Annotated in this window: 18 protein-coding genes; 11 read left to right on the forward strand and 7 right to left on the reverse strand. The window is 47.9% G+C overall.

Annotated elements, in window-relative coordinates; genetic code table 11:
- Positions 1–15 precede the first annotated feature (15 nt).
- Both dnaK and grpE read right to left on the reverse strand, forming a co-directional pair.
- A complete protein-coding gene (gene dnaK, locus FBQ74_RS10935; protein WP_139756705.1) occupies positions 16–1,944 on the reverse strand; it encodes a molecular chaperone DnaK in 1,929 nt (642 codons plus the stop codon).
- Between the two features lie 98 nt (positions 1,945–2,042).
- Positions 2,043–2,693 (reverse strand): nucleotide exchange factor GrpE, encoded by a 651-nt coding sequence (grpE, locus tag FBQ74_RS10940; RefSeq protein WP_139756706.1) that lies wholly within the window; start codon positions 2,691–2,693, stop codon positions 2,043–2,045.
- A 263-nt stretch (positions 2,694–2,956) separates the two neighbouring features.
- Between grpE and FBQ74_RS10945 the strand changes: the two genes are divergently transcribed.
- Complete coding sequence (locus FBQ74_RS10945) at positions 2,957–6,313, forward strand: PAS domain-containing hybrid sensor histidine kinase/response regulator (RefSeq protein ID WP_139756707.1); 3,357 nt, start codon at positions 2,957–2,959, stop codon at positions 6,311–6,313.
- On the opposite strand, the gene FBQ74_RS10950 is transcribed toward FBQ74_RS10945, so the two are convergent.
- Both FBQ74_RS10950 and FBQ74_RS10955 read right to left on the reverse strand, forming a co-directional pair.
- Positions 6,310–6,957, reverse strand: a complete 648-nt coding sequence (locus FBQ74_RS10950; RefSeq protein ID WP_139756708.1) for a response regulator transcription factor — start codon at positions 6,955–6,957, stop codon at positions 6,310–6,312. The two genes, FBQ74_RS10945 and FBQ74_RS10950, sit on opposite strands and share 4 nt — an antisense overlap.
- A 119-nt stretch (positions 6,958–7,076) precedes the next feature.
- The gene (locus FBQ74_RS10955) at positions 7,077–9,401 is read right to left on the reverse strand and encodes a TonB-dependent receptor (RefSeq protein ID WP_205912252.1); all 2,325 of its coding nucleotides are present in this window, start codon (positions 9,399–9,401) and stop codon (positions 7,077–7,079) included.
- 207 nt (positions 9,402–9,608) lie between these two features.
- Between FBQ74_RS10955 and FBQ74_RS10960 the strand changes: the two genes are divergently transcribed.
- The 6 genes from FBQ74_RS10960 to FBQ74_RS10985 all read left to right on the forward strand — a co-directional run bounded on the left by FBQ74_RS10960 (position 9,609) and on the right by FBQ74_RS10985 (position 16,101).
- On the forward strand, positions 9,609–10,904 hold the full coding sequence (locus FBQ74_RS10960; RefSeq protein WP_139756709.1) for a GntP family permease: 1,296 nt from the start codon (positions 9,609–9,611) through the stop codon (positions 10,902–10,904).
- Between the two features lie 14 nt (positions 10,905–10,918).
- Complete coding sequence (locus FBQ74_RS10965; RefSeq protein ID WP_139756710.1) at positions 10,919–12,112, forward strand: E22 family MetX-like putative esterase; 1,194 nt, start codon at positions 10,919–10,921, stop codon at positions 12,110–12,112.
- Between the two features lie 7 nt (positions 12,113–12,119).
- A complete protein-coding gene (locus FBQ74_RS10970) occupies positions 12,120–13,115 on the forward strand; it encodes an extracellular catalytic domain type 2 short-chain-length polyhydroxyalkanoate depolymerase (RefSeq protein ID WP_139756711.1) in 996 nt (331 codons plus the stop codon).
- Complete coding sequence (locus tag FBQ74_RS10975) at positions 13,115–13,879, forward strand: 3-hydroxybutyrate dehydrogenase (RefSeq protein ID WP_408641320.1); 765 nt, start codon at positions 13,115–13,117, stop codon at positions 13,877–13,879. Before FBQ74_RS10970 ends, FBQ74_RS10975 begins: the two co-directional genes overlap by 1 nt.
- Before the next feature lie 68 nt (positions 13,880–13,947).
- Positions 13,948–14,823: an NAD(+) kinase gene (nadK, locus tag FBQ74_RS10980; protein ID WP_139756713.1), complete on the forward strand. Its 876-nt coding sequence runs from the start codon at positions 13,948–13,950 to the stop codon at positions 14,821–14,823.
- 135 nt (positions 14,824–14,958) lie between these two features.
- On the forward strand, positions 14,959–16,101 hold the full coding sequence (locus FBQ74_RS10985) for a sensor histidine kinase (RefSeq protein WP_168190654.1): 1,143 nt from the start codon (positions 14,959–14,961) through the stop codon (positions 16,099–16,101).
- Between the two features lie 90 nt (positions 16,102–16,191).
- Here the strand turns inward: FBQ74_RS10985 and FBQ74_RS10990 are convergent, their stop codons facing one another.
- The 3 genes from FBQ74_RS10990 to recN all read right to left on the reverse strand — a co-directional run bounded on the left by FBQ74_RS10990 (position 16,192) and on the right by recN (position 20,285).
- On the reverse strand, positions 16,192–17,490 hold the full coding sequence (locus FBQ74_RS10990) for a DEAD/DEAH box helicase (protein ID WP_139757943.1): 1,299 nt from the start codon (positions 17,488–17,490) through the stop codon (positions 16,192–16,194).
- A gap of 634 nt (positions 17,491–18,124) precedes the next feature.
- Entirely contained in the window at positions 18,125–18,481 is a 357-nt protein-coding gene (locus tag FBQ74_RS10995) for an outer membrane protein assembly factor BamE (RefSeq protein ID WP_139756715.1), read from the reverse strand.
- A 118-nt stretch (positions 18,482–18,599) separates the two neighbouring features.
- Positions 18,600–20,285 carry a DNA repair protein RecN gene (recN, locus tag FBQ74_RS11000; RefSeq protein WP_139756716.1) on the reverse strand — a complete coding sequence of 562 codons (1,686 nt, stop codon included), beginning with the start codon at positions 20,283–20,285 and terminating at the stop codon, positions 18,600–18,602.
- A 324-nt stretch (positions 20,286–20,609) separates the two neighbouring features.
- On the opposite strand from recN, the gene FBQ74_RS11005 reads away from it, so the two are divergent.
- The 4 genes from FBQ74_RS11005 (at position 20,610) to FBQ74_RS11020 (ending at position 24,429) form a co-directional block, all read left to right on the forward strand.
- Positions 20,610–21,662, forward strand: coding sequence for an NAD(P)-dependent alcohol dehydrogenase (locus FBQ74_RS11005; protein WP_139756717.1), 1,053 nt, complete (start codon positions 20,610–20,612; stop codon positions 21,660–21,662).
- Positions 21,663–21,763: 101 nt separating this feature from the next.
- Positions 21,764–22,969 (forward strand): MFS transporter, encoded by a 1,206-nt coding sequence (locus FBQ74_RS11010; protein ID WP_139756718.1) that lies wholly within the window; start codon positions 21,764–21,766, stop codon positions 22,967–22,969.
- A gap of 46 nt (positions 22,970–23,015) precedes the next feature.
- Entirely contained in the window at positions 23,016–23,489 is a 474-nt protein-coding gene (locus FBQ74_RS11015) for a (R)-mandelonitrile lyase (RefSeq protein ID WP_139756719.1), read from the forward strand.
- 25 nt (positions 23,490–23,514) lie between these two features.
- A complete protein-coding gene (locus FBQ74_RS11020) occupies positions 23,515–24,429 on the forward strand; it encodes an AraC family transcriptional regulator (RefSeq protein WP_139756720.1) in 915 nt (304 codons plus the stop codon).
- Positions 24,430–24,540 lie beyond the last annotated feature (111 nt).

Consider the following 24,540-nt stretch of genomic DNA (forward strand, 5'->3'; position numbering starts at 1 on the left):
ATGCCGGACGACAGCTTACTTCTTATCGTCGTCTTTTACTTCTTCAAACTCAGCGTCGACTACATCGTCGTCGGTTTTACCCTGTTGCTGAGCCTGTTCTGCTTCACCTTCAGCACCCGGCTGTGCGCCCTGTGCCTGAGCAGCTTCCATCAGCTTACCAGACGCTTCGACAAGAGCCTGCGTTTTGGCTTCGATTGCTTCTTTATCTTCGCCTTTAACTGCCGCTTCAAGGTCAGTGATTGCCTGTTCGATTGGTGCTTTATCTTCTTCAGATAGTGCATCACCAACTTCATCAAGCTGCTTACGTGTGGCGTGAATCATGCCATCTGCCTGGTTACGCGCCTGAATCAGTTCTTCAAACTTCTTATCAGCATCTTTGTTGGCTTCTGCATCAGCTACCATCTTTTCAACTTCATCATCACTCAGACCTGAAGATGCTTTGATAGTAATCTTCTGCTCTTTACCGGTATCTTTGTCTTTAGCAGATACGTGCAGAATACCATCAGCGTCGATGTCAAAAGTAACTTCGATTTGCGGCACACCACGTGCTGCAGGGCGAATACCTTCAAGGTTGAACTGACCCAGCGATTTGTTACCGCTGGACTGTTTACGCTCACCCTGTAGAACATGAACAGTTACCGCAGACTGGTTGTCTTCTGCTGTAGAGAAGGTTTGCGATTTCTTCGTCGGAATCGTGGTGTTCTTCTCAATCAATACAGTCATTACACCGCCCATTGTCTCAATACCCAGAGACAGAGGCGTTACATCCAGTAGCAATACATCTTTCACATCGCCGGCTAAAACACCACCCTGGATAGCTGCACCAACAGCAACCGCTTCATCAGGGTTAACATCTTTGCGCGGCTCTTTGCCAAAGAATTCAGTAACGTATTTTTGTACCAATGGCATACGCGTCTGACCACCAACCAGGATGATGTCTTCAACATCACTCACAGACAGGTCAGCATCAGCCAGTGCCTTTTTAACCGGCTCAAGTGAGTTCTTAACCATATCTTCTACCAGCGACTCAAGCTTGGCGCGGGTAATTTTAATTGCAAGGTGCTTAGGACCTGAAGAATCTGCAGTGATGTAGGGCAGATTAACTTCTGTTTGCTGCGCTGAAGACAGCTCAATTTTCGCCTTCTCACCGGCTTCTTTTAAACGCTGCATCGCAAGCGGATCTTTGCGAAGATCGATGCCCTGCTCGCGTTTAAACTCATCCACAAGATAAGTAATGATGCGATTGTCGAAATCTTCACCACCCAGATGAGTATCACCGTTAGTGGCCAGTACTTCAAACGTATGCTCGCCATCAACAGCATCGATTTCGATGATAGAGATATCAAATGTACCGCCACCAAGGTCATAAACAGCAACAACGTTATCGCCTTTCTTCTTGTCCATGCCATAAGCAAGGGCAGCAGCAGTCGGCTCGTTGATAATACGCTTAACTTCAAGACCAGCGATGCGGCCTGCATCTTTTGTCGCCTGACGCTGAGAATCGTTGAAGTATGCAGGCACGGTAATAACCGCAGCCGTTACTTCTTCACCCAAGTAGTCTTCTGCTGTTTTCTTCATCTTTTTAAGAACTTCAGCAGAAACCTGTGGTGGCGCCATTTTTTCGCCTTTAGCAGCAACCCAGGCGTCACCGTTATCAGCTTTTGTAATCTGATAAGGCATAATGTCGATATCACGCTGTACTTCTTTGTCTTCAAAGCGACGACCGATTAGTCGTTTGATAGCAAACAGCGTGTTTTCAGGGTTAGTTACCGCCTGACGTTTAGCAGACTGACCAACCAATGTTTCACCGTCATTGGTGTATGCAATGATCGAGGGCGTGGTGCGATCACCTTCCGCGTTTTCAATAACGCGTGGTTTGTCGCCGTCTAACACTGCGACACATGAATTTGTTGTACCTAAGTCGATACCAATGATTCTACCCATTACGTGTCTCCGAAAATATGTTCTGTAATTTCTGCACTTTTAGTGGGGTTATTTCCGCCACTTTTCAATACTTAATAGCAAAAAGTTTTGCTTGTTTATCAGGCTTTGGTGTCAACACCGCTATCAGGAGCGCGTGCTACCATCACCATGGCCGGTCTTAACAGACGACCATTTAATTCGTAACCTTTCTGCATAACCGCCATCACCGTATTCGGCTCGTGGTCTGCACTTTCCTGCATCGACATTGCCTGATGCAGTTCAGGATTAAAGGCTTCACCCTGAGGGTCAATTGACTTGACGCCAAATTTTTCAATAGTGCTGATAAATGACTTTTGCGTCATCTCAACGCCATCAAGCAGAGGTTTCACGGCATCATTTGAACTATCGCCAGCTTCAAGTGCTCGCTCCAGATTATCTACGACAGGCAGCAATTCACCTGCGAAACGTTCCAATGCGAACTTTCTTGCTTTCTCGACTTCAGCTTCGGCCCGGCGCCGCGCATTTTCCATATCAGCGCGGGCACGTAACACACCTTCCTGCTGATCTTTGATTTTTGCTTCCGCTTCGCTAAGCGCCGTTTCAAGTGCATAGATGCGTTGCTGCGCGTCATCATCGCCGGCAGCGGCTTCGTCTTCGCTGACAACCTCACCTTCCTGTACAGGAATATCCTGTGCCTCTTCCTGCACAGTTTCTGCGGTTACCTCAGCGTCTTTTTCTGGCTGCGCCTGCTCGTCGCGCTTTTCGCTCATGCCTACCTCCAACTAAATATTCAGGGCAATTTTTCGTTACCCCTTCAATAGGGTCGTTCAATGATTTTTCCAGCCCCTGCGTACAAAAAATTTTGATATTTAATCTTTTGCCAGCGCCGGTGCTGATCTGCGTGTGGGCTTAGTAATGGGGTTTGTTTATGCTGCTTCAAGGGTTACATATAAGATTTCCCTGACTGATACCTGTGAAGCGTGGGCAAGTTACGGTATGTTACTAACTGGTCACTTTTTAAATCGCAATAATCATGCTAAGTATCTGGACAGTCGGCGCCATCGTGGTGGCGTACCTGACGATGTTGTTCATAGTCGCTTTCTTAGGTGATAAGTACCTAAAAGCTAATCAGCAGCACCCTTTTCTCTACAGTCTCGGGCTGGGCGTGCACTGCACCTCGTGGGCATTCTTCGGTACTACCACACAAGCCGTTCAGTTTGGGTGGGCTGTGGTCCCGACCTATGCCGGTATCATTCTGGTCATGATGTTTATGTTCCCGGTGTTATTGCGTATCAACCGGCTCTGCCAGCAACACAACATCAGCTCCCTGGCGGACTTTATTGCCCTGCGCTATCAGCGTTCACATTTAATTGCTGCTTTTATTACCGTAATGTGTTTTGTTGGGGTTATTCCCTATATTGCATTGCAGCTGGATGCGATTACCAAAAGCATCAACTTATTGGCCCCGGATGCGCGTCAGGGTCTAAATACAGTGGGAATTTATGTTGCAGCGCTAATGGCACTGTTTGCTATCTTGTTCGGCACGCGAAGCCTGAGTTTAAAAGAGAAGCACCCCGGGTTACTGCTCACTATCGCGCTTGAATCAATACTCAAACTTGTTGGCTTATCTATCGTCGGTCTGTTTGCCTGTTATGTGCTGTTTAATGGTCCGCTGGATTTGATAGCGCAGGCTGCGGAGCACCCGGCCTCACGCGAAGTTCTGTATGCTGATAATGCCCCCTGGGTTTACCTGGGCCATGTGCTTTTAGGCGTCTGCTCAATGTTTGTTTTGCCCCGCCAGTTTCATATGAATTTTGTTGAAAGCAACGGTGACGGCGAACTTCGCACAGCACGCTGGCTATTTCCCTTATATCTGTTGAGTATGACGGTATTTATTTTACCGCTGGCACTCGCCGGACAGATGCTTCTGGACACTACCGCTATCAGTTCGGATGAGTTTGTACTGGCACTGCCTTTATCACAGTCAAATTTACCGGTTTCACTGGCAGCATTTATTGGTGGATTATCTGCCACCACCAGCATGATTATCGTCGCCACCCTGGCCCTGGGTATTATGATAGCGAACAATCTGATCACGCCGCTTTGGCTCACCATCCGCCTCAAAAACCGCTCAGTAAGCACCATGAAAGCCAACGGTATTCTGACCATCAGGCGTATCACCGTACTGGTGGTTTTGTCGGTTGCCTATTGGTATCACCTCAATGTAAGTCAGTCAGCGCCGCTGGTAAAAAGCGGCATTATCGCTATTGCTTTGCTGGGACAAATGTTGCCGGCAATGTTGCTGGGCATGTACTGGCGACGCAGCACTGTTACCGGCGCTTGCATGGCCATGTTGGCCGGCTTTGCAGGCTGGCTGGCCTGGGTGCTCTACCCCAGCCTTTTATCCAGCTATTATTTTGAACCGGCCCCCAGCGACAGTCAGTTAGCCGGTGGCTTCGCTCTCAGCCTGATGGTAAATATTGGCACCTTCTTACTGATCAGCGTGCTTACATCCTCACGCCATGCCCTGCGTTATGAGGAGCCACCAAAAACACCGGCGCTGATGATCCGGGTGGCCAATCTGATGCAGCTAACACAGCGTGTACTTGAACCGGCAGAGCAGCAGCAACTCAGCGAACAGCTTAGCGTGAAGGGTGCAACAGGCGCAGGCTATGCCAGCGCCGGGTTACTGAAAAAAGTGGAACAATTACTGGCCAATCAGGTCGGTACACCCGGCGCCCGTGTTCTGCTCAGTGCACTGGCTGAATCGAGACACAGTGAACTTCCTGACCTTGTAGACTGGGTGGAAGAAGCCTCGATGTCATTTCAGTTCAATCACGAGGTTTTGCAATCGTCAGTACAGCACATCCATCAGGGGATCAGTGTACTGGATCAGCAATTGTGCCTTCTGGCATGGAATAAACGCTACGAAGCGCTGTTTGAGTATCCTGCTGATGTCCTGGAAACCGGTATGCATATCGAGCAATTACTGCGGTACAACGCTAAACGCGGCCTTCTGGGCGACAGTAAAAACGTTGAGAACGAAATCGCTAAGCGTATTACCTTTATGCAGGAGGGTACGCGCTATAAATACATTCGCCGCCAGCCAGACGGAAAAGTCATTGAGCTCAACGGCAGCCCGCTGCCGGGCGGCGGTTATGTTACTACCTACAGCGATATCACCGAATATATTCAGATTCAGGAAGCGCTGGAAGACTCCAAACTGGCTTTGGAAGACAGAGTGCGTCAGCGCACTGAAGAGCTGCAGCAAGCTCGTAATGATGCAGAGCGAGCCAATGAAAGTAAAACCCGCTTTCTGGCAGCTGCGGGGCACGACCTGATGCAACCATTTAACGCTGCCACGTTATTTTCCTCTTTGCTATCCCAGCGCACGGCCGGTACGCCTCTGGAGGAGTTAAGCCAGGGAGTTGTATCCTCTTTGAATAGCGCCGAAACTTTACTGTCAATGTTACTGGATATGACTAAGCTGGAATCCGGTGCGATGATACCCGAGGTATCCTGTTTTGCACTGGACGATGTGTTGGCTCCGCTGGTGCAGGAGTTCTCTGTCATTGCCAGTCAAAAAGGGCTCAAACTAAATTATCCGCGCACATCTGTATATGTGCATTCTGATAAACGTTTGCTGCGTCGGATAGTCCAGAATTTGGTCTCTAACGCAATTCGCTACACTGAAGCCGGAACGGTGTTAATTGGTGTTCGAAGAGGTAGTAACGGTACTGTCTCAATCTGGGTATGTGACACAGGCACCGGCATCGCGCCGGAGAAACAGCAGGAAGTGTTCACAGAGTTCCATCAGCTGGATGCCGGTGAGAATAATCCCGGCCTGGGGTTAGGCCTGACCATTGTCGATAGAATCAGTCAGCTCCTTGCGCACGCCATTCACCTTGATTCAGCACCGGGCAAAGGTACCCGATTCACCGTCACATTGCCGCGTGCCTCACGCCCAGTCAATCCTGCCCCACTACCGGTGACTACAGATAACGCTGTATCTGGCACCGAACAGTTTCTTGCCGGTAAGTCTGTGCTTATTATTGAAAATGACCCGGATGTCGCCAAAGCAATGACACTGACACTCAGGCAATGGGGAGCTGAAACCTTGTTAGCGGATGATTTAGCCTCTGCAATCGCTGTGTGTCCAGCAGCACCCTCGCTGATGGTGGTTGACTACCACCTTAACCGGCAACAGAAAGGAACCTGTGTTGCAAAGCAATTGCGTGAAAATTGGCAGCATCATGTGCCAGGCATACTAAATACTGCCAAGCGTGATGAAAACATAAAGGAAGTTGCGGCAAATGAGCAACTTTACTATTTGCCCAAACCTGTTAAATCTCTGGCCCTGAAACGGGCTATTAAACAGTTAGTCAATTAATGCTCGGCCACCAGCTGGTTAAACAGCACACCGGCCTGGGTTCGGTTTACTACCTGAAGTTTACGTAGCACAGCAGAAACATGCTGTTTAACGGTGGATTCAGAGATAGAAAGCTCATACGCGATCTGTTTGTTGAGAAGCCCTGCTGCCAGCATTTTCAAAACCGTATACTGATGTGGCGTTAACTGGGCAAGGTTCTGGGCAAATTGCGTCTGTTCCACACTGTCGGTATCACTGGTATCAGCGGATACCTGCACGTGCGCGGGCAACCAGTTCTCCCCCTGCATGATTTTTCCAACAGCGTGAGTGATGTCTTCCAACGGGGTGGATTTGGGAATAAAGCCACAGGCGCCAATATCCATAACACGCCGGATGAGTGCTGGCTCATCTTGCGCCGAGACCACCACAGTCAGAACATCCGGGTAACGATTCAGTAGTTCGCCAAGGCCGTTCAGTCCGGTCGCTCCGGGCATGTTGAGATCCAGAAACAGCAACTCAACGTCAGGATTGGCAGCCAGTGTATCCAGCGTTTCCGACAGCGTGGAAGATTCATAGATAGCCTCACCAACGACCCCCGCAACAGCCTGCTTCATTGCAGCACGGAATAGCGGATGATCATCAGCGATAAGAACAGGCGTAGGCATAAGTGAAAGTAACAGGTTGCAAACTTGTTACTACTATATCAATGAAATGAAAACCAGCAAAGAAAAACAAAAAAGGCAGGTGTGACCCTGCCTAAGACAACAAATGTTGAAGCGGTTTATCAGAAACGGTAGCCCACCGTCAGGTGCACTGTTCTGGGGTCCCCGTAATAACTGATAAGTGTTGTATCATTACCCAGACCCGGGCCGAAACTACCGTCTTCATTCCGGGTAACAAAGTCATACCCACCGACAATATATTCTTCGTCAGTCAGGTTCTTCAGGTGCAGACCACCGTACCAGTTACCTTCCACGCTCTCCCAGTTCATACTCAGGTTCACCATGCCGTAAGCATCCTGCTGAATAAGGTCACTGGTTTCGAATATCAGGTAGTCATCCCGGTAATAATAATTCGCATTGAATGTGAAGAAGCCGTATTGCGTGTCCATAGCGTAGTTTGCCGCTACATTCAGCGTATTTTCCGGCGTGCTGGCTAGCCCGATAAGTGGTGGCACAGCGTTGTTTTCTTCAATTTCAAAATCGATGAAACCATACGCAACATCGAAGGACAGATTTTCAGTTGCAACAAACGTCGCCTCAACCTCTATCCCTTTCGCTGAAGTTTCAGCCGCATTACGCAGACGCTGTTGCAGTGCTGTCGGATCGTCAGAGTTGCCCTCTATACCAATATACTGGCGGTCCTGATGGTCATAGCTGAACAAAGTAGTATTCAGCCTGAAGCTATCCGTTAAGTCGCTTTTCATTCCGATTTCAAAAGAATCTACAATTTCAGGATCGACGCCTGGTTCATTCGTTGTCGCACGGGGGTTAAACGTACCTGACTTGAAACCCTGTGCGTAACTGGCGAAAAACATCATGTCTCTTGAATACTGATACTCAATACCTACACGTGGCGTAAACCGAGACCAGCTTTCAGATGCCGGCGCGTCAAGTACGCCATCGCCGTCAGTATCTGAACCCAGTACCTGAGGGATAGGCACCATGTCAGGTCTGACAAATCCGTCAATCCAGCCACTTTCAGGGTAAAGGTTATAAAGAACCGTGCCGTTATTTACCGTGGCCTGCTTTTCCTCATCGGTATAGCGCGCACCCAGTGACAGCGATAGTTTGTCAGTAACATCGTAATTGACCTGCGCATACCCTGCCCAGCTCTCACTGTTGTTACAGCCAGATACCTCACGGGTAAAGCCTGTTGTACCTTCCGGGAATACGCCTGCTGCGGCGAAGTCTCTGCCTAATACGCCCAGTACCGCATCAAAGACCCCGCAAGATTCACCATCGTAGTAATACAGGCCGCTGACCAGTGTCATGCTGTTGCCGGTATAATTAAACTGTAATTCATGGGTATCATTTTCATCTTCATAGATGGCAGGAACATCAAAAATATCGAGTTGGGTATTATCAAAATCGATATTGGTAGGTGAGTAACTTTCACGGTGTGAACCGATATATTTAACCTGCATGGCGTCATTTATGTCATAGCGTGCCATCCAGCTATAACCGTCCAGCTCCACCTTGTTGGTAGTCGGAAGACTTGAGTAAGAATCAAAAACTGAGTCTGGCTGAGGCGCCTCAGTACGCAGACTGGGCAGCAAGCGATAACCGCCTTTTGCGTTTGATTCATCTTCTGTTTTATCCCATCCCAGACGGAAAAATAAGTCATCGCTGGCATGAATTTCCAGAGAAAGACGGGCCGCCCACAAGTCTTTGTTGTAGTTTTCGGTATCCTGCCCCGGTTGCGATAAAATCAGATATTCACCAAAACCATCACGGTTCAGGTTAGCATAGCCAAAGCCCAGGTAGACCGTATCATCAATGAGCGGGTACTGACCTGTCACTTTGACGTCACGCTGACTGTAACTACCAATCGTACCTTCAACGTTAAGTTGCGGGTCGCCTGTCATTTCGCGGGTCACATACTTTACCGCACCACCGATGGTGTTTTTACCGTAAAGTGTACCCTGCGGACCGCGCAGCACTTCGATGCGCTGTACATCTAGCAAATCAAGGACCGCGCCCTGTGGACGTGCAACATAGACATCATCAATATAAATACCAACGCCAGGCTCATAGCCCCACAACGGATCCTGCTGGCCCAGGCCGCGAATAAACGCTGTCAGTGTTGAGTTAGTCCCACGACTGGTTTGTAAAGTAGTATTGGGAGAAAACTGCTGTACTTCGGTCAGCACACTGATACCTTTTTCAGTCAGCTCAGCGGCTCCGATGGAAGTGATTGCTACCGGCACTTCTTGTAAGGTTTCGACCGTTTTACGTGCGGTAACTTCGATTCTTTCTAACTTGCCTTTCTCTTCATCGGCGTTGTTGTCCTGAGCCAGCGTAACCGGCGTATAGGCAAAAGCAGTTGCTACAGCAGCCGCGCAGAGTGTACGACTAAAACCAAGCGATTTTATCTGGGTGTGTTTCATAACAGGTCCCTATTATTGTCTCTATCTTTAGAATTCGCTTTCTTAAAGGATGCGGTCAAAATCTAATCTAAAGACTTTTTTTCTTAAGGTAACTAGTACCTTAGTACGTAGTACCATCGTACTATGTCAAACTTAGTGCTCTGTCGTCAGAATAATTCCGTTCCTTTGAGGCTCTGCGGTCACAGAACAAATACAAGGAAACGCATTATGTTAAGTATGACTGGTCTACTGCTAGGCCTGGTATTGCTGATTATTCTAACCATCCGGGGCATGAACCTTTTCATTGCCGCCCCTTTGTGTGCGCTGATCGTTGCTATTACCAACCACATCCCTCTGTTCAGCGGTGAAAATAATTTTGTCACGCTTTACATGAGTGGCTTTTCAGGTTTTATAGCCGCCTGGTTTTTCATGTTTTTGCTTGGAGCGATTTTCGGTAAATTCATGGAGGACACCGGCGCGGCAGACTCACTGGCTCGCTGGATTGTGGACAAGTTGGGCTTCAGACATGCTGTGCTGGCGGTGGTTTTGGCCTGTGCCATATTAACCTACGGTGGTGTAAGCCTGTTTGTCGTTGCGTTTTCTGTTTACCCCATGGCATTGAGCTTATTCAAAGATGCAAACCTGCCACGGCGGTTTATTCCTGCCACCCTCGCGTTCGGGTCTGTAACCTTCACCATGACATCTGCCGGTTCGCCTGAAATACAGAACTGGATCCCAATCAAATACCTTGGCACGTCGCCGTTTGCTGCCTGGGAAGTCAGTCTGGTGGTGGCAATCTTCATGGCATGCTTTGGCTACTGGTGGCTAAAACGGATGATTACCAAAGCGGTAGCCGATGGCGAGCATTTTGAAGCACGCGACCATGATCCTGATATTCCCGAGCGCGATTATCCTAATCCTGCAAGCGGGCTTATTCCTCTGGTTGTGGTGTTATTACTGTCATTTTTTCTCCACGATGCAATTGCACAATATGCGCTGATTGTCGCCCTGGGTGGCGGTGTGCTGACGTTGATGCTGATTAACTATAAACATTTCCAGAATTTGCCTGGCGCGATCAATATGGGTACAACGGGCGCGCTGGTGGCAATCGGTAATACCGCTGCGGTAGTAGGCTTTGGCAGTATTGCCAAAAATACGGATGCTTTTATGAGTACGGTCGACCTGATGACTCAAATTCCGGGAAACGAACTTATTGGTGCGGCCATAGCGGTAAGCGTTATTGCCGGGTTGACGGGATCAGCGTCCGGCGGACAGGCCATAGTATTGCCTTTGGTCGCGCCGCATTATCTGGACCAGGGTGTTGAGCCAGAAGAGCTTCACCGTATTGTTTCCATCTCATCCGGCGCGCTCGACTCGCTGCCCCATAACGGCTATGTTGTTACCACTATCCGCGCAATCTGTCACGAAACGCATCAGGCTGCGTACGGACCTGTGGCAGCGCTCACCGTTGTTACACCGCTCATTGGGTTGGCCATGGCAATTACGATGTTCACACTTTCTTAAAACAGGGAATTCTTATGATTGTAAAGGCACGTTATGTCTCGCGTTTACTGTTAGTGGCATTGTTTTTTTGCAGTGCATCTGTGGCCCTGCCTCTGGTTGAAAAACAGACCTTTACGGCAAAACAATTCAGGCTGTTTTCAGGCAAAGTATTGCCAGAAGTAAAGGTCGGATGGGAAAGCTACGGTGAGCTTAATGCTGAAAAAGACAATGTTATACTGATTACACATTATTTTTCCGGATCTTCACACGCTGCCGGAAAATACCAGGAAAGTGATGAACAACCGGGCTACTGGGATGCCATCATCGGACCGGGCAAACCTATAGATACATCAAAATACTTTGTTATCAGCGTGGACTCTCTGGCTAACCTTTCAGCCTATGACGACAATGTCATCACAACCGGTCCGGCGACAGTTAACCCCGAAACGAACAAACCCTACGGCCTCGCCTTTCCTGTTGTCACCATCCGCGACTTTGTGAATGTTCAAAAAGCGGTGCTGGAGAGCCTTGGCATCAGCAAACTACACGCTGTCATCGGCCCCTCGATGGGGTCAATGCAAGCCATTGACTGGGCCAGTGCGTACCCTGACTGGGTACCCAGAATGGTGTCTGTGATAGGGAGCGGGCAAAGCGATGCCTGGACAACCGCTGCTTTAGAACACTGGGCGCGCCCTATCCGGTTAGATAAAAACTGGAAGGATGGCAGCTATACTCGCGAAACAGCCCCTGTTGAAGGACTGGTATCCTCACTGATGCTAATAACTCAGCAAGCCTTGCATCCTGGTTTTTTCAATCAGCAAGGCAGTGCTATCAGCTACAAGCCGCTTGAATCTGCCCCGCTTGAAGATATTCGTCAAAGTCACTCTATCGTAAGCTGGCTTGAGCAACGCGCGCGCAGTCGTGCAGATAAAATGGATGCTAATCATCTGCTCTATTTAGTCAGAGCATGCCAGTTATTTGTAGCCGGGCATAACGGCAGCCTGCAGGAGGGGTTGTCATCGATTAAAGCCAAAACATTATTCATGCCTGCCGCTAACGATCTGCTGCTGATGCCCTACCTTTCCACCCGTACTTTTGAACAGTTACGTGAAGCAGGTAAAAACAGTCACTATGTAGAACTAGAAGGCAACCTGGGGCATCTTGAGGGTGTGCTTGATATCCAGGAACAAGGCGAACAACTCAAATCCTTTTTGAATGATAAAAAGTGAGGAAACCATGAAAGGATACGTGATTACAATTGGCCTGGCGATGTTCAGCGCTTCAGCCCTGTGTCAGCAGATGAATATTAATACTGACAATATCACCGTTTCCGGACTATCTTCCGGCGGTTACATGGCAAACCAGTACCACATTGCGCATAGTGATAAGGTTAGCGGCGCGGCAATTATCAGTGCGGGTCCATATTATTGCGCCCGAAATGACATTACGATTGCGCTGGGTGCATGCGTGGACAAATCTGAAGAGATGCCACTGGATGCGTTTTCCTCACAAGCTGAAAGCTGGGCGTCCCAGGGGAAAATAGCCCCCCTGACAAATTTGAGTCAGGACCGTGTCTGGCTGCTTCATGGCACCCGAGACCAGCGGGTGGCAGAGAGTGTGACCGGATCTTTATACCAGCAATATCAAAACTGGATTACCGACGGTAAAGTAGAGTATGTGAATGATAAGCCGTTTGGTCACCTTTTACCGACCATGGACAAAGGTGTTTCCTGTGACAGCTCTGCGTCACCCTATATCGGTGATTGTGACTATGATGCTGCTGGTAAGGCACTTTCCTTCTTACTTGGTGAGCTCAATGCCCCTGCGCAGACATTATCTGGCGAAGTGGTTTCGTTCGACCAGCAGGAAATTGGTGGTAAAAACGCCGAAACACTTGCCAGGGAAGGATTTGCTTATCTCCCCGAGAGTTGTAAGCAAGGTGAGGCATGCCAGGTTCATGTGAGTTTTCATGGCTGTAACCAGTATGCTGATGAAATCGGTAAAGCCTATGTTGATAATTCCGGCTTTAATCGCTGGGCCGACAGTAATAACCTCGTAGTAATCTATCCCCAAACTAAAAAATCACTCTTCATGCCTTTAAACCCTCAGGGGTGCTGGGACTGGTGGGGCTATACCGGGGGGGATTATGCGACCAGAGATGGCGCGCAAATTCAGGCAGTAGAAGCATTTATAAACTCGTTTGCAAAAACGACCGAACAGGATAAATCATAATGTCTCATACAATCTTTATTACCGGGGGTGCCAGCGGTATCGGTTTCGGTATTGCAGAAAATCTTGCCAAAGATGGTCATCATGTCGTTCTTGCAGATATTAATGAACAAGCCGCCACCGATGCTGCCAAGCGCCTGACCGATCAACACCTCAAAGCCAGCGCTATTGCTGTTGACGTCACAGATGCTGAGGCGGTAGCGGCGCTCCCCCGGAACCTTGGTAATCTGAATATAGATATTTTGATTAATAATGCAGGCATCCAGCATGTGTCCCGGCTTGAGGAATTTCCAGCGCAAAAGTGGCAACAGCTTATTGATATCATGTTGGTTGCCCCTGCCCTGCTTACTCAGGCTTTTTTACCGGGCATGCGAGAAAGGAATTTTGGCCGAATCATCAATGTTGGTTCTATTCACTCACTGGTAGCATCGCCCTATAAATCTGCTTACGTGTCTGCAAAGCATGGCCTGCTGGGTTTCGCCAAAACGCTGGCGCTGGAGGTGGCGGAAGCTAACATTACCGTAAATACGCTATGTCCGGCATACGTAAAAACGCCTTTAGTGGAAAAACAAATTGCTGATCAGGCGAAAGAAAACGGTATCAGTGAAGACGAAGTGGTCAACGAAATCATGTTGAAACCGATGCCGAAAAAAGCCTTCATCACAATTGAAGAACTGGCTGGCACTGCACGGTTTCTGATCAGTGATGCTGCACGTAACATTACGGCCCAGACCATGGTACTGGATGGCGGCTGGACTGCCCGCTAACGCTTTCATTTGTCTTTATTTTTGTGCTAATGTCCAAGCATCGCAGATGCCAGAGACATTAGCACATCATGCCCTATAAAACGGTCGGCCTTATCGGCAAACCCGGTCACACCGAGACCCTTACCAGTCTAAAACACCTCATCGACTACTTACAGGCCAGGGGTTGCACCGTCCTGCTCGAAGAGCACATTCAACAAGAACTGAATGAACCAGGTCTTGAAGCACAAAACCTTGTGGCTATAGGCAAAAATGCTGATCTTGCCGTTGTTGTCGGCGGAGATGGCAGTATGCTTGGTGCCGCCAGGGTGCTGTCGCGTTTTGATATTCATGTCGTCGGGGTCAATCGAGGCAATCTCGGCTTTCTGACAGACATCCATCCAGACGATATAACCTCACAGCTGGACCTGATTTTTGCCGGCGAAGCCATTGCAGAGCAACGCTTCTTACTTGAGGTAGGCGTGTACCGCCATGAAAAACTTAAAAGCAGCAATACTGCGGTAAATGAAGTTGTACTGCACCATGGCAAAGTCGCGCATATGATGGAGTTTGAAATCTATATCGATGAACAATTCGTGTTCAGTCAGCGTTCAGACGGACTTATCCTCTCTACCCCGACAGGTTCAACCGCTTATTCTCTTTCGGCAGGCGGACCCATTCTTATGCCCAGGCTCGATGCTGTGACGATGGTACCCATGTTCCCTCATACATTAAGCAGTCGCCCTATTGTGGTTGACGCTAACAGCACTATTTCGATGCGGGTATCGCGGGCCAATTCTGACAGTTTGCAGGTTAGCTGTGACAGTCATATCGTATTACCCGTATTACCCGGGGATGAAATCCGTGTACAAAAAAGTAAAGACAAATTGTCGATGGTTCACCCCAAAGGCTACAATTACTTTAATGTTCTGCGCAATAAGTTAAGCTGGGGCTCAAAACTTTACTAAAAATTCAGCGCTGCCAAGCGCTGTTTTATGACGTCTAACCGGATTAAGTTAATCAAAATTAATGGTATTTGGGTAATAATACCTATTGATGTACGCCACACAGGCAGTTTGAGCATTCAAAAGAAGGATACCGTTTTGTCAATAAATACCACGGAATGCGGTTTATACCTGGAAGCGCAAAAAGAGGAGATTTTTGCGCAGTGGGAAGAACTTGCCAATGAAAAGTTGAAAGCAGCTTCTAACGCACCAGATTTAATTGTCAGAAATTACCTTCCCTATTTTTTGGCAAACCTGGTTTCAGAGTTAAAAGCATTCGAAATGGATTCTGGCAGCGATATTGAAAAAATTAATAATATCGATTTTGACGCAAAATACAGTGATGAACATGGTCGCTCCAGAGCGTCAGTGGCGCGTTATACTGTTGCCCAGGTGATTCAGGAATACTCATTATTACGCCAGGTTTTGCGAAGCCACTTATATGACAATAACCTGCTTTGTCTGACTACCGCTGAAATCATCGACAGATTTATCGAGACAAGTTGCGCGCAGGCTGCCCAGCAGTTTGCGAATTCACTGGATGAGGTACAGGAGAAACTGATCAGTGTCATCGCTCATGACCTGCGAAACCCGATATCTGTAGCCAGAAGTTATGTAGAGATAGGTGAACTTGGGCTGTCATCATCTGACAAAGTATTCGGTTCACTGAAGCGAAGCCTTGAACGCGCCCTGAAACTTATCGGCGAGCTTCTTGATACCACGCAGCTTGAAGCAGGTCGCGGAATGACATTTCGCTTTGAGCAAAAAGATATGGTTAAAGAACTCGGGGTTGCTACAAACGAAGCTCAGGAAGTCTATGACAACCCGGTTCGGTTCGACACCGATCTTAAGACGGCCAATGTTGTCTGCGATCACATGTCTATTCTTCGTGTTGTTGAAAATCTTATTTCCAACGGTATTAAATACGGACGTGTAGAAAGCCCGATTACGCTGTCGCTGAAACAAACCGACAATGAGGTGCACATCAGTGTGCATAATGAAGGCTCATATATCGAGCCAGAGCAACAAAATTCAATGTTTGAGTTTTTGTCCCGCCATACAGGCGGCAGAGACCAGCGACAGGAAGGCTGGGGGCTCGGTCTGTATCTGGTGAGACTGGTTGCCAAAGCACATAAGGGCAAAGCGTGGATAGAAAGTGACCGGGATTCCGGAACAACATTCTGTATTTCTATTAAAAATGAAGCTCACCCGCCAGGCTCTGCATTTTCAGAATATACCTGAATGCCTAGTCTGGCTATACGGCCACTTCACTACTCTCGTTTCAGAATAAAAAAGCCATGCATATGCATGGCTTTTTTTATTAATGGAATATCATGATGTCGATGTTTGTCGTGATGGGCGACTCTGGGACGCTGCCCGATTGGGTTGGCGCCTACCCCTTTTATTGTCCGACGCAGAGCGATCATTGGTAAAACTTTTAGGCTTTTTAGGCTTCTTTGGCTTCTTCGGCGGCGATAGCCGTGTTTCTGCCAGCGATAGTTCAGGTTCGAATCCTGCTAATTTTTCTCTTGGAATTAAGGTCTGAATGAGCGTTTCAATATCCTTCAACTGCTGATATTCATCGGCACTTACCAACGACCATGCTTGCCCAACAGCACCTGCGCGTCCGGTTCTACCGATGCGGTGCACATAATCTGCTGCAGTATTTGGCAGGTCAACATTGACCACCACGGGTAACTGGCTGATATCAATGCCTCTGGCTGCAATATCAGTCGCAACCAGAACGTTAATATCTGACGATTTGAAATCTGCCAGCGCTTTTGTTCTTGCGCCCTGACTCTTATTGCCATGTATGGCCGCACTGGGGATCCCAGCGGCATCCAGTTTTTTAGATAAACGATTGGCGCCATGCTTTGTTCGTGTAAACGCCAGAACCTGCTTCCAGTCGTTTTGTTTTACCATCGAAATTAGAGCGGGCATTTTGCGATTACGATCGACAGAGATTAACCGTTGATCAATTTTATCAACTGTTGTGTTGGCCGGTGTCGTGGATATTTTCACCGGGTCACGTGTCAGTGTTTGTGCTAAAGCGGTCACCGTCTCTGAGAAAGTTGCAGAGAACATCAATGTCTGGCGTTCTTTAGGCAATAATTTGATAATGCGCTTTATATCGTGAATAAAGCCCATATCCAGCATACGATCCGCTTCGTCCAGCACCAATGTTTCGAGCTGGTCGAACTTAACAGCATTCTGCTGGTGCAAATCCAGCAGGCGACCAGGCGTTGCTATAAGAATATCTACGCCTTTGCGAAGTCGTTTCATCTGCGGGTTGATACCCACACCACCGAACACCACTGTAGTATTTAGCGGTGTAAACTCACTCAACTCTCTGACATTTTGCTCAACCTGAGCAGCAAGCTCTCGGGTTGGTGTGAGAATCAGTGCGCGTACGTGATTGCCTTTCGGATGGTTCCCTTTTCCCAAACGCTCAAGGACAGGTAGGCTAAACCCAGCCGTTTTGCCGGTGCCGGTTTGCGCTGCGGCCAGAACATCCTGACCTGATAATATAACTGGAATCGCCTTTTCCTGAATAGGTGAAGGCGTTTTATAGCCCTGCTTATCGATAGCTTTCATCAAGTTATCTGACAGGCCCAACTGGGTAAATGACATATAAACCTCAAAAATAAATATTGTATGCGCCATGCTCAGTAGCCCGGCACACCAATTAAAGATAGTCATGTATCCTGTTGCGACAGACAGAACACCGTAATTAGTCGACTGTAAACTGCATTATCTGTACACAGCGTACAGTTGCTCTAAATAATAATATTCGTTGCCAGATACGCAGGTTGACGGTGATCACTTTGTTATCCTGTGCAAAAATCAAGGCGTATTACTTGTGGTTGGCCTACATAATGGCCAAAAGCGCAAAAACACCTGTCGCATGAGCAATAAACACAGAATAGTAGCGATGTCAGACAAACTTATTTAGCTTAAAACGGAAAGTTTCTGATTTAGAGGGACTAACGGCAGAAGCATAGAGAGAACGTAAATAAAGCCAGTTCAGAGCGGCGCGATAGTATCAGCGAATAATGGCTTTGACCAGTCTTATTATTTTTAATTTATAGATGATTATTAAACGCTGAAGAGTAGCTAATTATGGGGCTGGCGTGGTGCTACACGAGTAATCAGATTAGCGTAAACCCAATTTGGGGGTCTGGTTCACCCGAAACAATCACAAAATGGTAGGAAAAGGAACAACCTGTCCATCACCGAACAGGTCGAGTTTTAATTCTATATAGCCTTATTCATCAAGTGGCGTATCAAAATCTTCTGACAGCTCGAAGTCACCTGTTGCAGTCACCAAGTTATCATTATCAAATGTAAGAATTAACTGCTTCTGAAAATCTTCGCCACGCTTTCTCATTCCGCGCTTCATGTCATAGACATAGTACCAAGTATCTTCATTGAAGGAATCTTCAACAACAGGGTGACCCAGCACGTAAATCACCTGGTCTTTAGACATACCCTTACGTAGCTCTTTAACATCACGCTCATCAAGAAAGTTACCCTGAGGGACATCAATTCGATAAATCCAGTTTGAACACGCTGTAGCAGAAACAGTCAGCACAGCCAGCAGTAGGTATTGATACAACTTCATTCGAGATTCAGGTCCAGTTACTTTTATTATGGTCTCGGATGCCGGAAAGCCTCTCCGGCAATACGAATTTTAATGCGGAGCATGCTACCCCACCCCACTATGACCAATCAACCGCTTATTAGTTCGATCCCGAACTTTTCAATAATTCTCTGGCATTCGCTAATGCTGAATCTGTCACTTTGTCACCGGCCAATAGTCGCGCTAACTCATCAACTCGCTCCTGCTCAGCCAGCGCCATCATCATGGTTTGCGTGCTCTGTCCATCAGTAAGTTTTGTTACGAATAATTGATTATGCGCTTGTGCCGCTACCTGAGGTAAGTGTGTAACGCACATTACCTGACTGCGCTGACCAAGCTTACGCAATAAACCGCCTACAATCGATGCGGTAGGGCCACTGATACCAGTATCAACTTCATCAAAAATCATGGTTGGTGTGGCACTCTGGTCACTTGCAAGAACCTGAATAGCTAACCCGATTCTGGAAAGCTCGCCCCCCGAAACAACTTTGTCCAATCTGTCCGGATCCTGCCCCGGGTTAGTGGATACCAGTAGCGTTACCTCATCAAGGCCACGATTAGACGGTGCTTTGTCAGCGCTAAACGAGACATCCACGACCACTGTGGCGTGTGCCATATTCATCTGGCGAATTTGCGCTTCTATCTTTTGCGCAAAAATACCAGCAGCCTCCTGTCTGGAATCTGACAGTTTACGAGCTGCACTCTTATAATCTGCTTTGGCTTTATCCAGTGCAACCGCTATCGTTTCAAGTTGATTATCTTCATCTTCAAGCTGTTTGAATTTCTGCGCCAGCTCCTGATGAAGACTATACAAATTTTCAGGTTCCACACTGTGTTTTCTGGCCAGCTCAAGACATTTACTATAGCGACTTTCAACCTGCTGGAGCCTGAGCGGATCGATCTCAAGGGAGTCGCAATAACTGCGAAGTTCCGAGGCGGCTTCTTCTACCTGAATCGATGCGTCATTCAACATTGTGATGATAGGCGACAGGCTGGCATCATGTTCCTGTAACTGTATCAGGCGCTCCAGGCTGTTTTGTATGACCGACAATGCATTGCCTTCGTCATTCTCGTAAAGATTATAAAAGCTGGTCTGGGCCTGCTCTAATAAAGCCTGACCATTACTCAGCCTTCTATGTTCTGTTTCGAGTTCCTGAAACTCATTGTCAGCCAGGGCAAAGTCATCGAGCTCTTCAACCTGATACACGAGAAGCTGGCGTCTGTCAGCCCGGCTTTGTGCCTGTTGCTGTAATAGCTGATATTGTTTTTGTGCATCGCGCCACTGCTGGAAAGCCCGACTGACGCTATCGATCAGGTTTTTATGATTAGCAAAGCTATCCAGATGATTACGTTGCACATCATCCTTTAACAACTGAAGATGTGTATTTTGCCCGTGAATAGCTAAAAGATATTGCCCAAACCCTTTAAGCTGTTGCAAGGATACCGGCACACCGTTGATAAATGCTTTTGAGCGACCTTCCTTAGATACCACCCGACGAATAAAGCAGCTTTCTGCATCGTCATCGGACTCAAGTTCGTGCTCAGCCAGCCAGGCCATTGCCGCTGAATTTCCGGTAAGCGCAAAATGTGCGACGATTTCTGCCTTGCTCGCTTCTTTTCTCACTGAGCCTGCATCGGCACGCTCGCCAAGGCACAAGCTTAACGCATCAATGGCAATAGACTTACCTGCACCGGTTTCCCCCGTAATCGCCGTAAGCCCATGCTCAAAATTAACCGTCAATTCCCGCACAACAGCAAAATTTTTGATAGACAATTGTACAAGCATAAAAACACTCTATAAACATACAGTACTTGTTTATTTATACAGTAATCATATTTGCATAGCAAGCTATGCAAATCACTATTTAAAGCAGACTAATCCAATCAGAAATTGAGATGATGAATAGTAAGTAGAGTAAGGATAATCAGGCAGAAAATCAGGATTATAAGAAAGTGATAATTGTTATCGTACTTAGCACAGAGCTAACCTGCATGTATTTACTCACCAATAAGAATAGATTTAGGCAAATGCTACGTATTAATAGGCAAGCTATCATCGCTGAGGTAAGTAGACTGATAGTACAGAATTTTTAAACGATAAAGGTGAATTATGAAAACAATTGGCTACGCAGCTAAATCTTCTGACGCACATATGGTGCCTTACCATTTTGAACGCCGGAACCTGCGCGATAACGATGTTTCCATAGAAATTTTATACAGCGGTGTGTGCCATTCGGATTTGCATACGGTAAATGGTGACTGGGGCGATCAGCCTTATCCGCTAGTTCCTGGCCATGAAATCGTTGGAAAAGTTATTGATGTTGGTTCAGATGTCTCTAAGTACAAGGTAGGCGATCATGTAGCGGTAGGCTGTATGGTTGATAGCTGTCAGACTTGTGACCAGTGCGAGAATCATGAAGAGCAGTTTTGCCGGAACGGCATGACGCCGACCTATGGTGCTCCGGACAGACAAACCGGTGAGATTACGCAAGGTGGTTATTCTAAGCACATCGTAGCGCGTGAAGAATTCGTTATGCGCGTTCCTGAGTCACTGGATATGGCCCGTACAGCGCCGATTTTATGCGCCGGTATTACCACTTACACGCCTTTGAAGAAATTTGGCGTTAAACAGGGCAGCCGTGTCGGTGTTATCGGACTGGGTGGTCTGGGCCATATGGCAGTTAAACTGGCTGTGGCAATGGGCGCAGAAGTAACAGTATTGAGCCGCTCAGCTAAGAAAGAACAGGAAGCGAAAAACCTGGGGGCTACCGGTGTGCTGGTCTCTGATGATAAAGAGGCGATGGACGCATCAGCAAATGCCTTTGATGTAATTATTGATACAGTGCCGGTAAAACATGACCTTAATCCATATACACCGCTGTTAGATATTGATGGCACGCTGGTAATAGTTGGTCAGATTGGTCCGATGGAAGAACCCATCACCGCACCACTTGTACTTGGCAGACGTCGTGTTGCAGGTTCATTAATTGGTGGCATAAAGGAAACGCAGGAAGTGCTGGATTTTTGTGCTGAGCACGATATTCACCCTGAATGCAAAATGATAAATGCTGATGAAGTGAATGATGCTTTCGCCCACCTTGAGAAAGGTGATGTGGCGCACCGTTTTGTCATCGATATGTCTTCACTCTCAGTGGATGCATAACCTTTCGTAAAAAACATCTTAAGGGCAAACAGCCAGAGAAGTTCTCTGGCTGTTTGCCCGGAACACCGTTTATCTTTTTCATATACTGAGTCGGCGGAACTATGCGCTTATCACATCGTTATATTTCTTTTTCGATTGCCAGTATTACGTTACTGATGGTGTTTGCAGCATCGGCTGCACCTATCCCGCTTTACAATCTTTACCACCAGCTGTATGACGTAACCTATCAGCAGTTGGCATTAACCTCGGTGGTCTATTTTATCGGTGCTGTATCTGCGCTGATTTTCTTTGGCAGATTATCAAATCATATTGGCAGAAAGCCTTTGGCGTTGCTCGTGATGACATTAGCAGGCAGTGCCTGCTTGTTATTTACTATTGTTGAAAGCGCCTTTCCGCTGATTCTCGGCCGGTTTCTACTGGGTATTGCCTGTGGGCTGGCTTCAAGTGGCATAAGTGCATTAGTTGTCGATACCGCCCCGCCAGAAAAACCCTGGTTGCCATCCGTATTGGTGAGTAACGCTCCGCTGGTAGGGTTGACATGCGGTGCTATGTTATCCGGCATTTTGGTTGAGTATGCGCCGGCTCCACTGACACTTTGCTATGGCGTAGCCATTGCCGGGCTGTTGATTTGTGCACTCTTACTGTATTTCACGCCCGAGACGGTTAAAAGAATGCCCGGTGTGCTGTCTTCATTGCGACCCCAGTTTAAGTTGCCTGCCAGCACCAGAGCCGGCTACCCGGTCGCAGCCTTGACGTTTTTAGCAACCTGGTCGGTGGGAGGCTTTTTCCAGGCCTTTGCGCCGTCTATTGCAGCAACACAATTACACAGTGATAGCATCCTGGCCGCAGCGGCTGTGTTTTCTTCTTTTCTGTTACCCGGCGTAATGGGTGGACAGGTGAACGCATGGGTGTCAAACCGCACCGCGCAACGGGGTGGGATGCTTCTGTTCTGCGTTGCTCTGGCAGGTCTGATATACAGCATGTATACCGCGTCTTTACCGCTATTTTTTGTGGCCTGCATACTTGCAGGTATTGCGCAGGGCGCAGTACTTACAGGTAGCGTAGGATCGCTGATTAAGGGTATCCAAGAAAAAGAGCGCGCAGGTGTACTGGCAGTTATATTTGCCACTTCTTATACCGGTGCGGCCATTCCCACACTGATTGCCGGACAACTCGCCACTATATTCAGTCTGCTGGAATTACTTACCTTTTATCTGGGCCAGGCCGTCATCGTCACCGTTATTACATTCAAATTTGCTGGCCGATCCCGTACTTCGGATCTGGCTTCGGCAGAAACCAGCGCCTGAAAGCTGTAATGCAGGTCGAACTACCATCTATTAAAAAGGATAGCTAATGAAACCTAATCTACTTATCACACTAACCATCGCATTAAGCGGCGGATTATCAACAGCCAGCAATGCGCAGGACTTGCAATTACAACAGGCCAAACCATTAAGCAATGCTCCGGCGAGCCATTTTACCGGCAGTGTAAAGGTAGGCAACATGTTTGAATCCGTTGATCATCAGGATTATAAAGGCGCGGTTGTTGAGTTCTCGGCAGGTGCTTATACTGACTGGCACACGCACCCCAAAGGTCAGACACTGGTTGTAACCCGTGGCGAAGGTCGGGTACAGACAGAAGGAAATGAAGCCCGGCCGATAAAGCCGGGTGATCGGGTCTGGATCCCTGCCAACGTGCGCCACTGGCATGGCGCATCTGATAGTACAAGCATGACGCACATTGCCATTCAGGCACCTGACGAAAAGGGCCAGGTAGTAACATGGATGGAAAAGGTCGACGCAGACACCTACAACCAGGCTAATTAAAAGACGTACAGTAAGAGAGGGTTGGATGATTGATTTATCAGATGTAAAAAGTGAAGACGCTTTGCCGCATTACGATGACTATAAAGCACTCAGTTCGGCTCTCTCTGCGTTTGCCCCTCATGATGGCGGGTTTGATATAGCAGATGGTTTGCTACATGTTGTGCGCTCTACAGAGGTACAAAGTGAAACCACCTGCGTATTGTCGCAGCCCAGTATCTGTATTGTTCCCCAGGGCGCCAAGCAGGTCACACTGGCAGATACCACCTTTGAATACGATTACAGAAAGATGGTGGTGTATTCAGCAGCTGTTCCGATAAGTATTCGGGTCACCCAGGCAAGTAAGCAGGCGCCTTATTTTTGTCTGGTTATTCCGCTACAACCTGAGGCCCTGCACCGTTTATCAGCAAAAGTTTTTCCCGATGGCGTACCAGAGCGAAAATCTACCCGGGCGGTCTATGTGCGTGACGCGACCGCGGGTATTGTTTCCGCAGCCAACCGGATGTTCAGTATTCTCGCAGAGCAAACAGATGCAGACCTACTCGTCCCTCACTGTATTGATGAAATACTGATTCGGTTATTACGCAGCAAAATGGGGCCTGAAGTGTTACAAATCGCGCAGGCTGATTCTGCTATAAGAAAAGTATCTAAAGCGATCAGCTGGATTAACAGCCATTTCGAGCAGCCACTGTCTATTGACTCGCTCGCCTCTCTCGCCGGCATGAGTGTTTCGGCGTTTCATTCTCATTTTAAAGCGGTAACAGCGCTCAGTCCCTTACAGTTCCAAAAGCGGCTTCGGCTGCAACACGCCCGCACCCTTCTGCGTGAAGGGCGCTCGGGCGTGACCACCAGCGCTCTTGAGGTAGGCTACACGAGTGCATCGCAATTCAGCAGGGAATATTTCCGTGAATTTGGTCACCCTCCATCGCAAGAATTACCCTGACTCGTTGACCGTAGACTTATCGCAACGCGACTAACATGTCGACATTTCAAAAGAGGATTCGACTTTAGTCCTATGCCATTGCATGTCTGATTTTGCTTGTTTATTCTGAAT

This window comes from Salinimonas iocasae (assembly GCF_006228385.1).
In the GTDB taxonomy this organism is placed as follows: domain Bacteria; phylum Pseudomonadota; class Gammaproteobacteria; order Enterobacterales; family Alteromonadaceae; genus Alteromonas; species Alteromonas iocasae.

Excerpts from the sequence above, each read along its gene's own strand:
- FBQ74_RS11005 (WP_139756717.1), top strand. The coding sequence starts at position 20,610 with ATGAAAACAATTGGCTACGCAGCTAAATCTTCTGACGCACATATGGTG.
- FBQ74_RS11010 (WP_139756718.1), top strand. The coding sequence starts at position 21,764 with ATGCGCTTATCACATCGTTATATTTCTTTTTCGATTGCCAGTATTACG.
- FBQ74_RS10990 (WP_139757943.1), bottom strand. The coding sequence starts at position 17,490 with ATGTCATTTACCCAGTTGGGCCTGTCAGATAACTTGATGAAAGCTATC.
- nadK (WP_139756713.1), top strand. The coding sequence starts at position 13,948 with ATGCCCTATAAAACGGTCGGCCTTATCGGCAAACCCGGTCACACCGAG.
- FBQ74_RS10960 (WP_139756709.1), top strand. The coding sequence starts at position 9,609 with ATGTTAAGTATGACTGGTCTACTGCTAGGCCTGGTATTGCTGATTATT.
- FBQ74_RS10995 (WP_139756715.1), bottom strand. The coding sequence starts at position 18,481 with ATGAAGTTGTATCAATACCTACTGCTGGCTGTGCTGACTGTTTCTGCT.
- FBQ74_RS10950 (WP_139756708.1), bottom strand. The coding sequence starts at position 6,957 with ATGCCTACGCCTGTTCTTATCGCTGATGATCATCCGCTATTCCGTGCT.
- FBQ74_RS10970 (WP_139756711.1), top strand. The coding sequence starts at position 12,120 with ATGAAAGGATACGTGATTACAATTGGCCTGGCGATGTTCAGCGCTTCA.
- FBQ74_RS10955 (WP_205912252.1), bottom strand. The coding sequence starts at position 9,401 with ATGAAACACACCCAGATAAAATCGCTTGGTTTTAGTCGTACACTCTGC.
- FBQ74_RS11015 (WP_139756719.1), top strand. The coding sequence starts at position 23,016 with ATGAAACCTAATCTACTTATCACACTAACCATCGCATTAAGCGGCGGA.
- recN (WP_139756716.1), bottom strand. The coding sequence starts at position 20,285 with ATGCTTGTACAATTGTCTATCAAAAATTTTGCTGTTGTGCGGGAATTG.
- grpE (WP_139756706.1), bottom strand. The coding sequence starts at position 2,693 with ATGAGCGAAAAGCGCGACGAGCAGGCGCAGCCAGAAAAAGACGCTGAG.
- FBQ74_RS10965 (WP_139756710.1), top strand. The coding sequence starts at position 10,919 with ATGATTGTAAAGGCACGTTATGTCTCGCGTTTACTGTTAGTGGCATTG.
- FBQ74_RS11020 (WP_139756720.1), top strand. The coding sequence starts at position 23,515 with ATGATTGATTTATCAGATGTAAAAAGTGAAGACGCTTTGCCGCATTAC.
- FBQ74_RS10945 (WP_139756707.1), top strand. The coding sequence starts at position 2,957 with ATGCTAAGTATCTGGACAGTCGGCGCCATCGTGGTGGCGTACCTGACG.
- dnaK (WP_139756705.1), bottom strand. The coding sequence starts at position 1,944 with ATGGGTAGAATCATTGGTATCGACTTAGGTACAACAAATTCATGTGTC.
- FBQ74_RS10975 (WP_408641320.1), top strand. The coding sequence starts at position 13,115 with ATGTCTCATACAATCTTTATTACCGGGGGTGCCAGCGGTATCGGTTTC.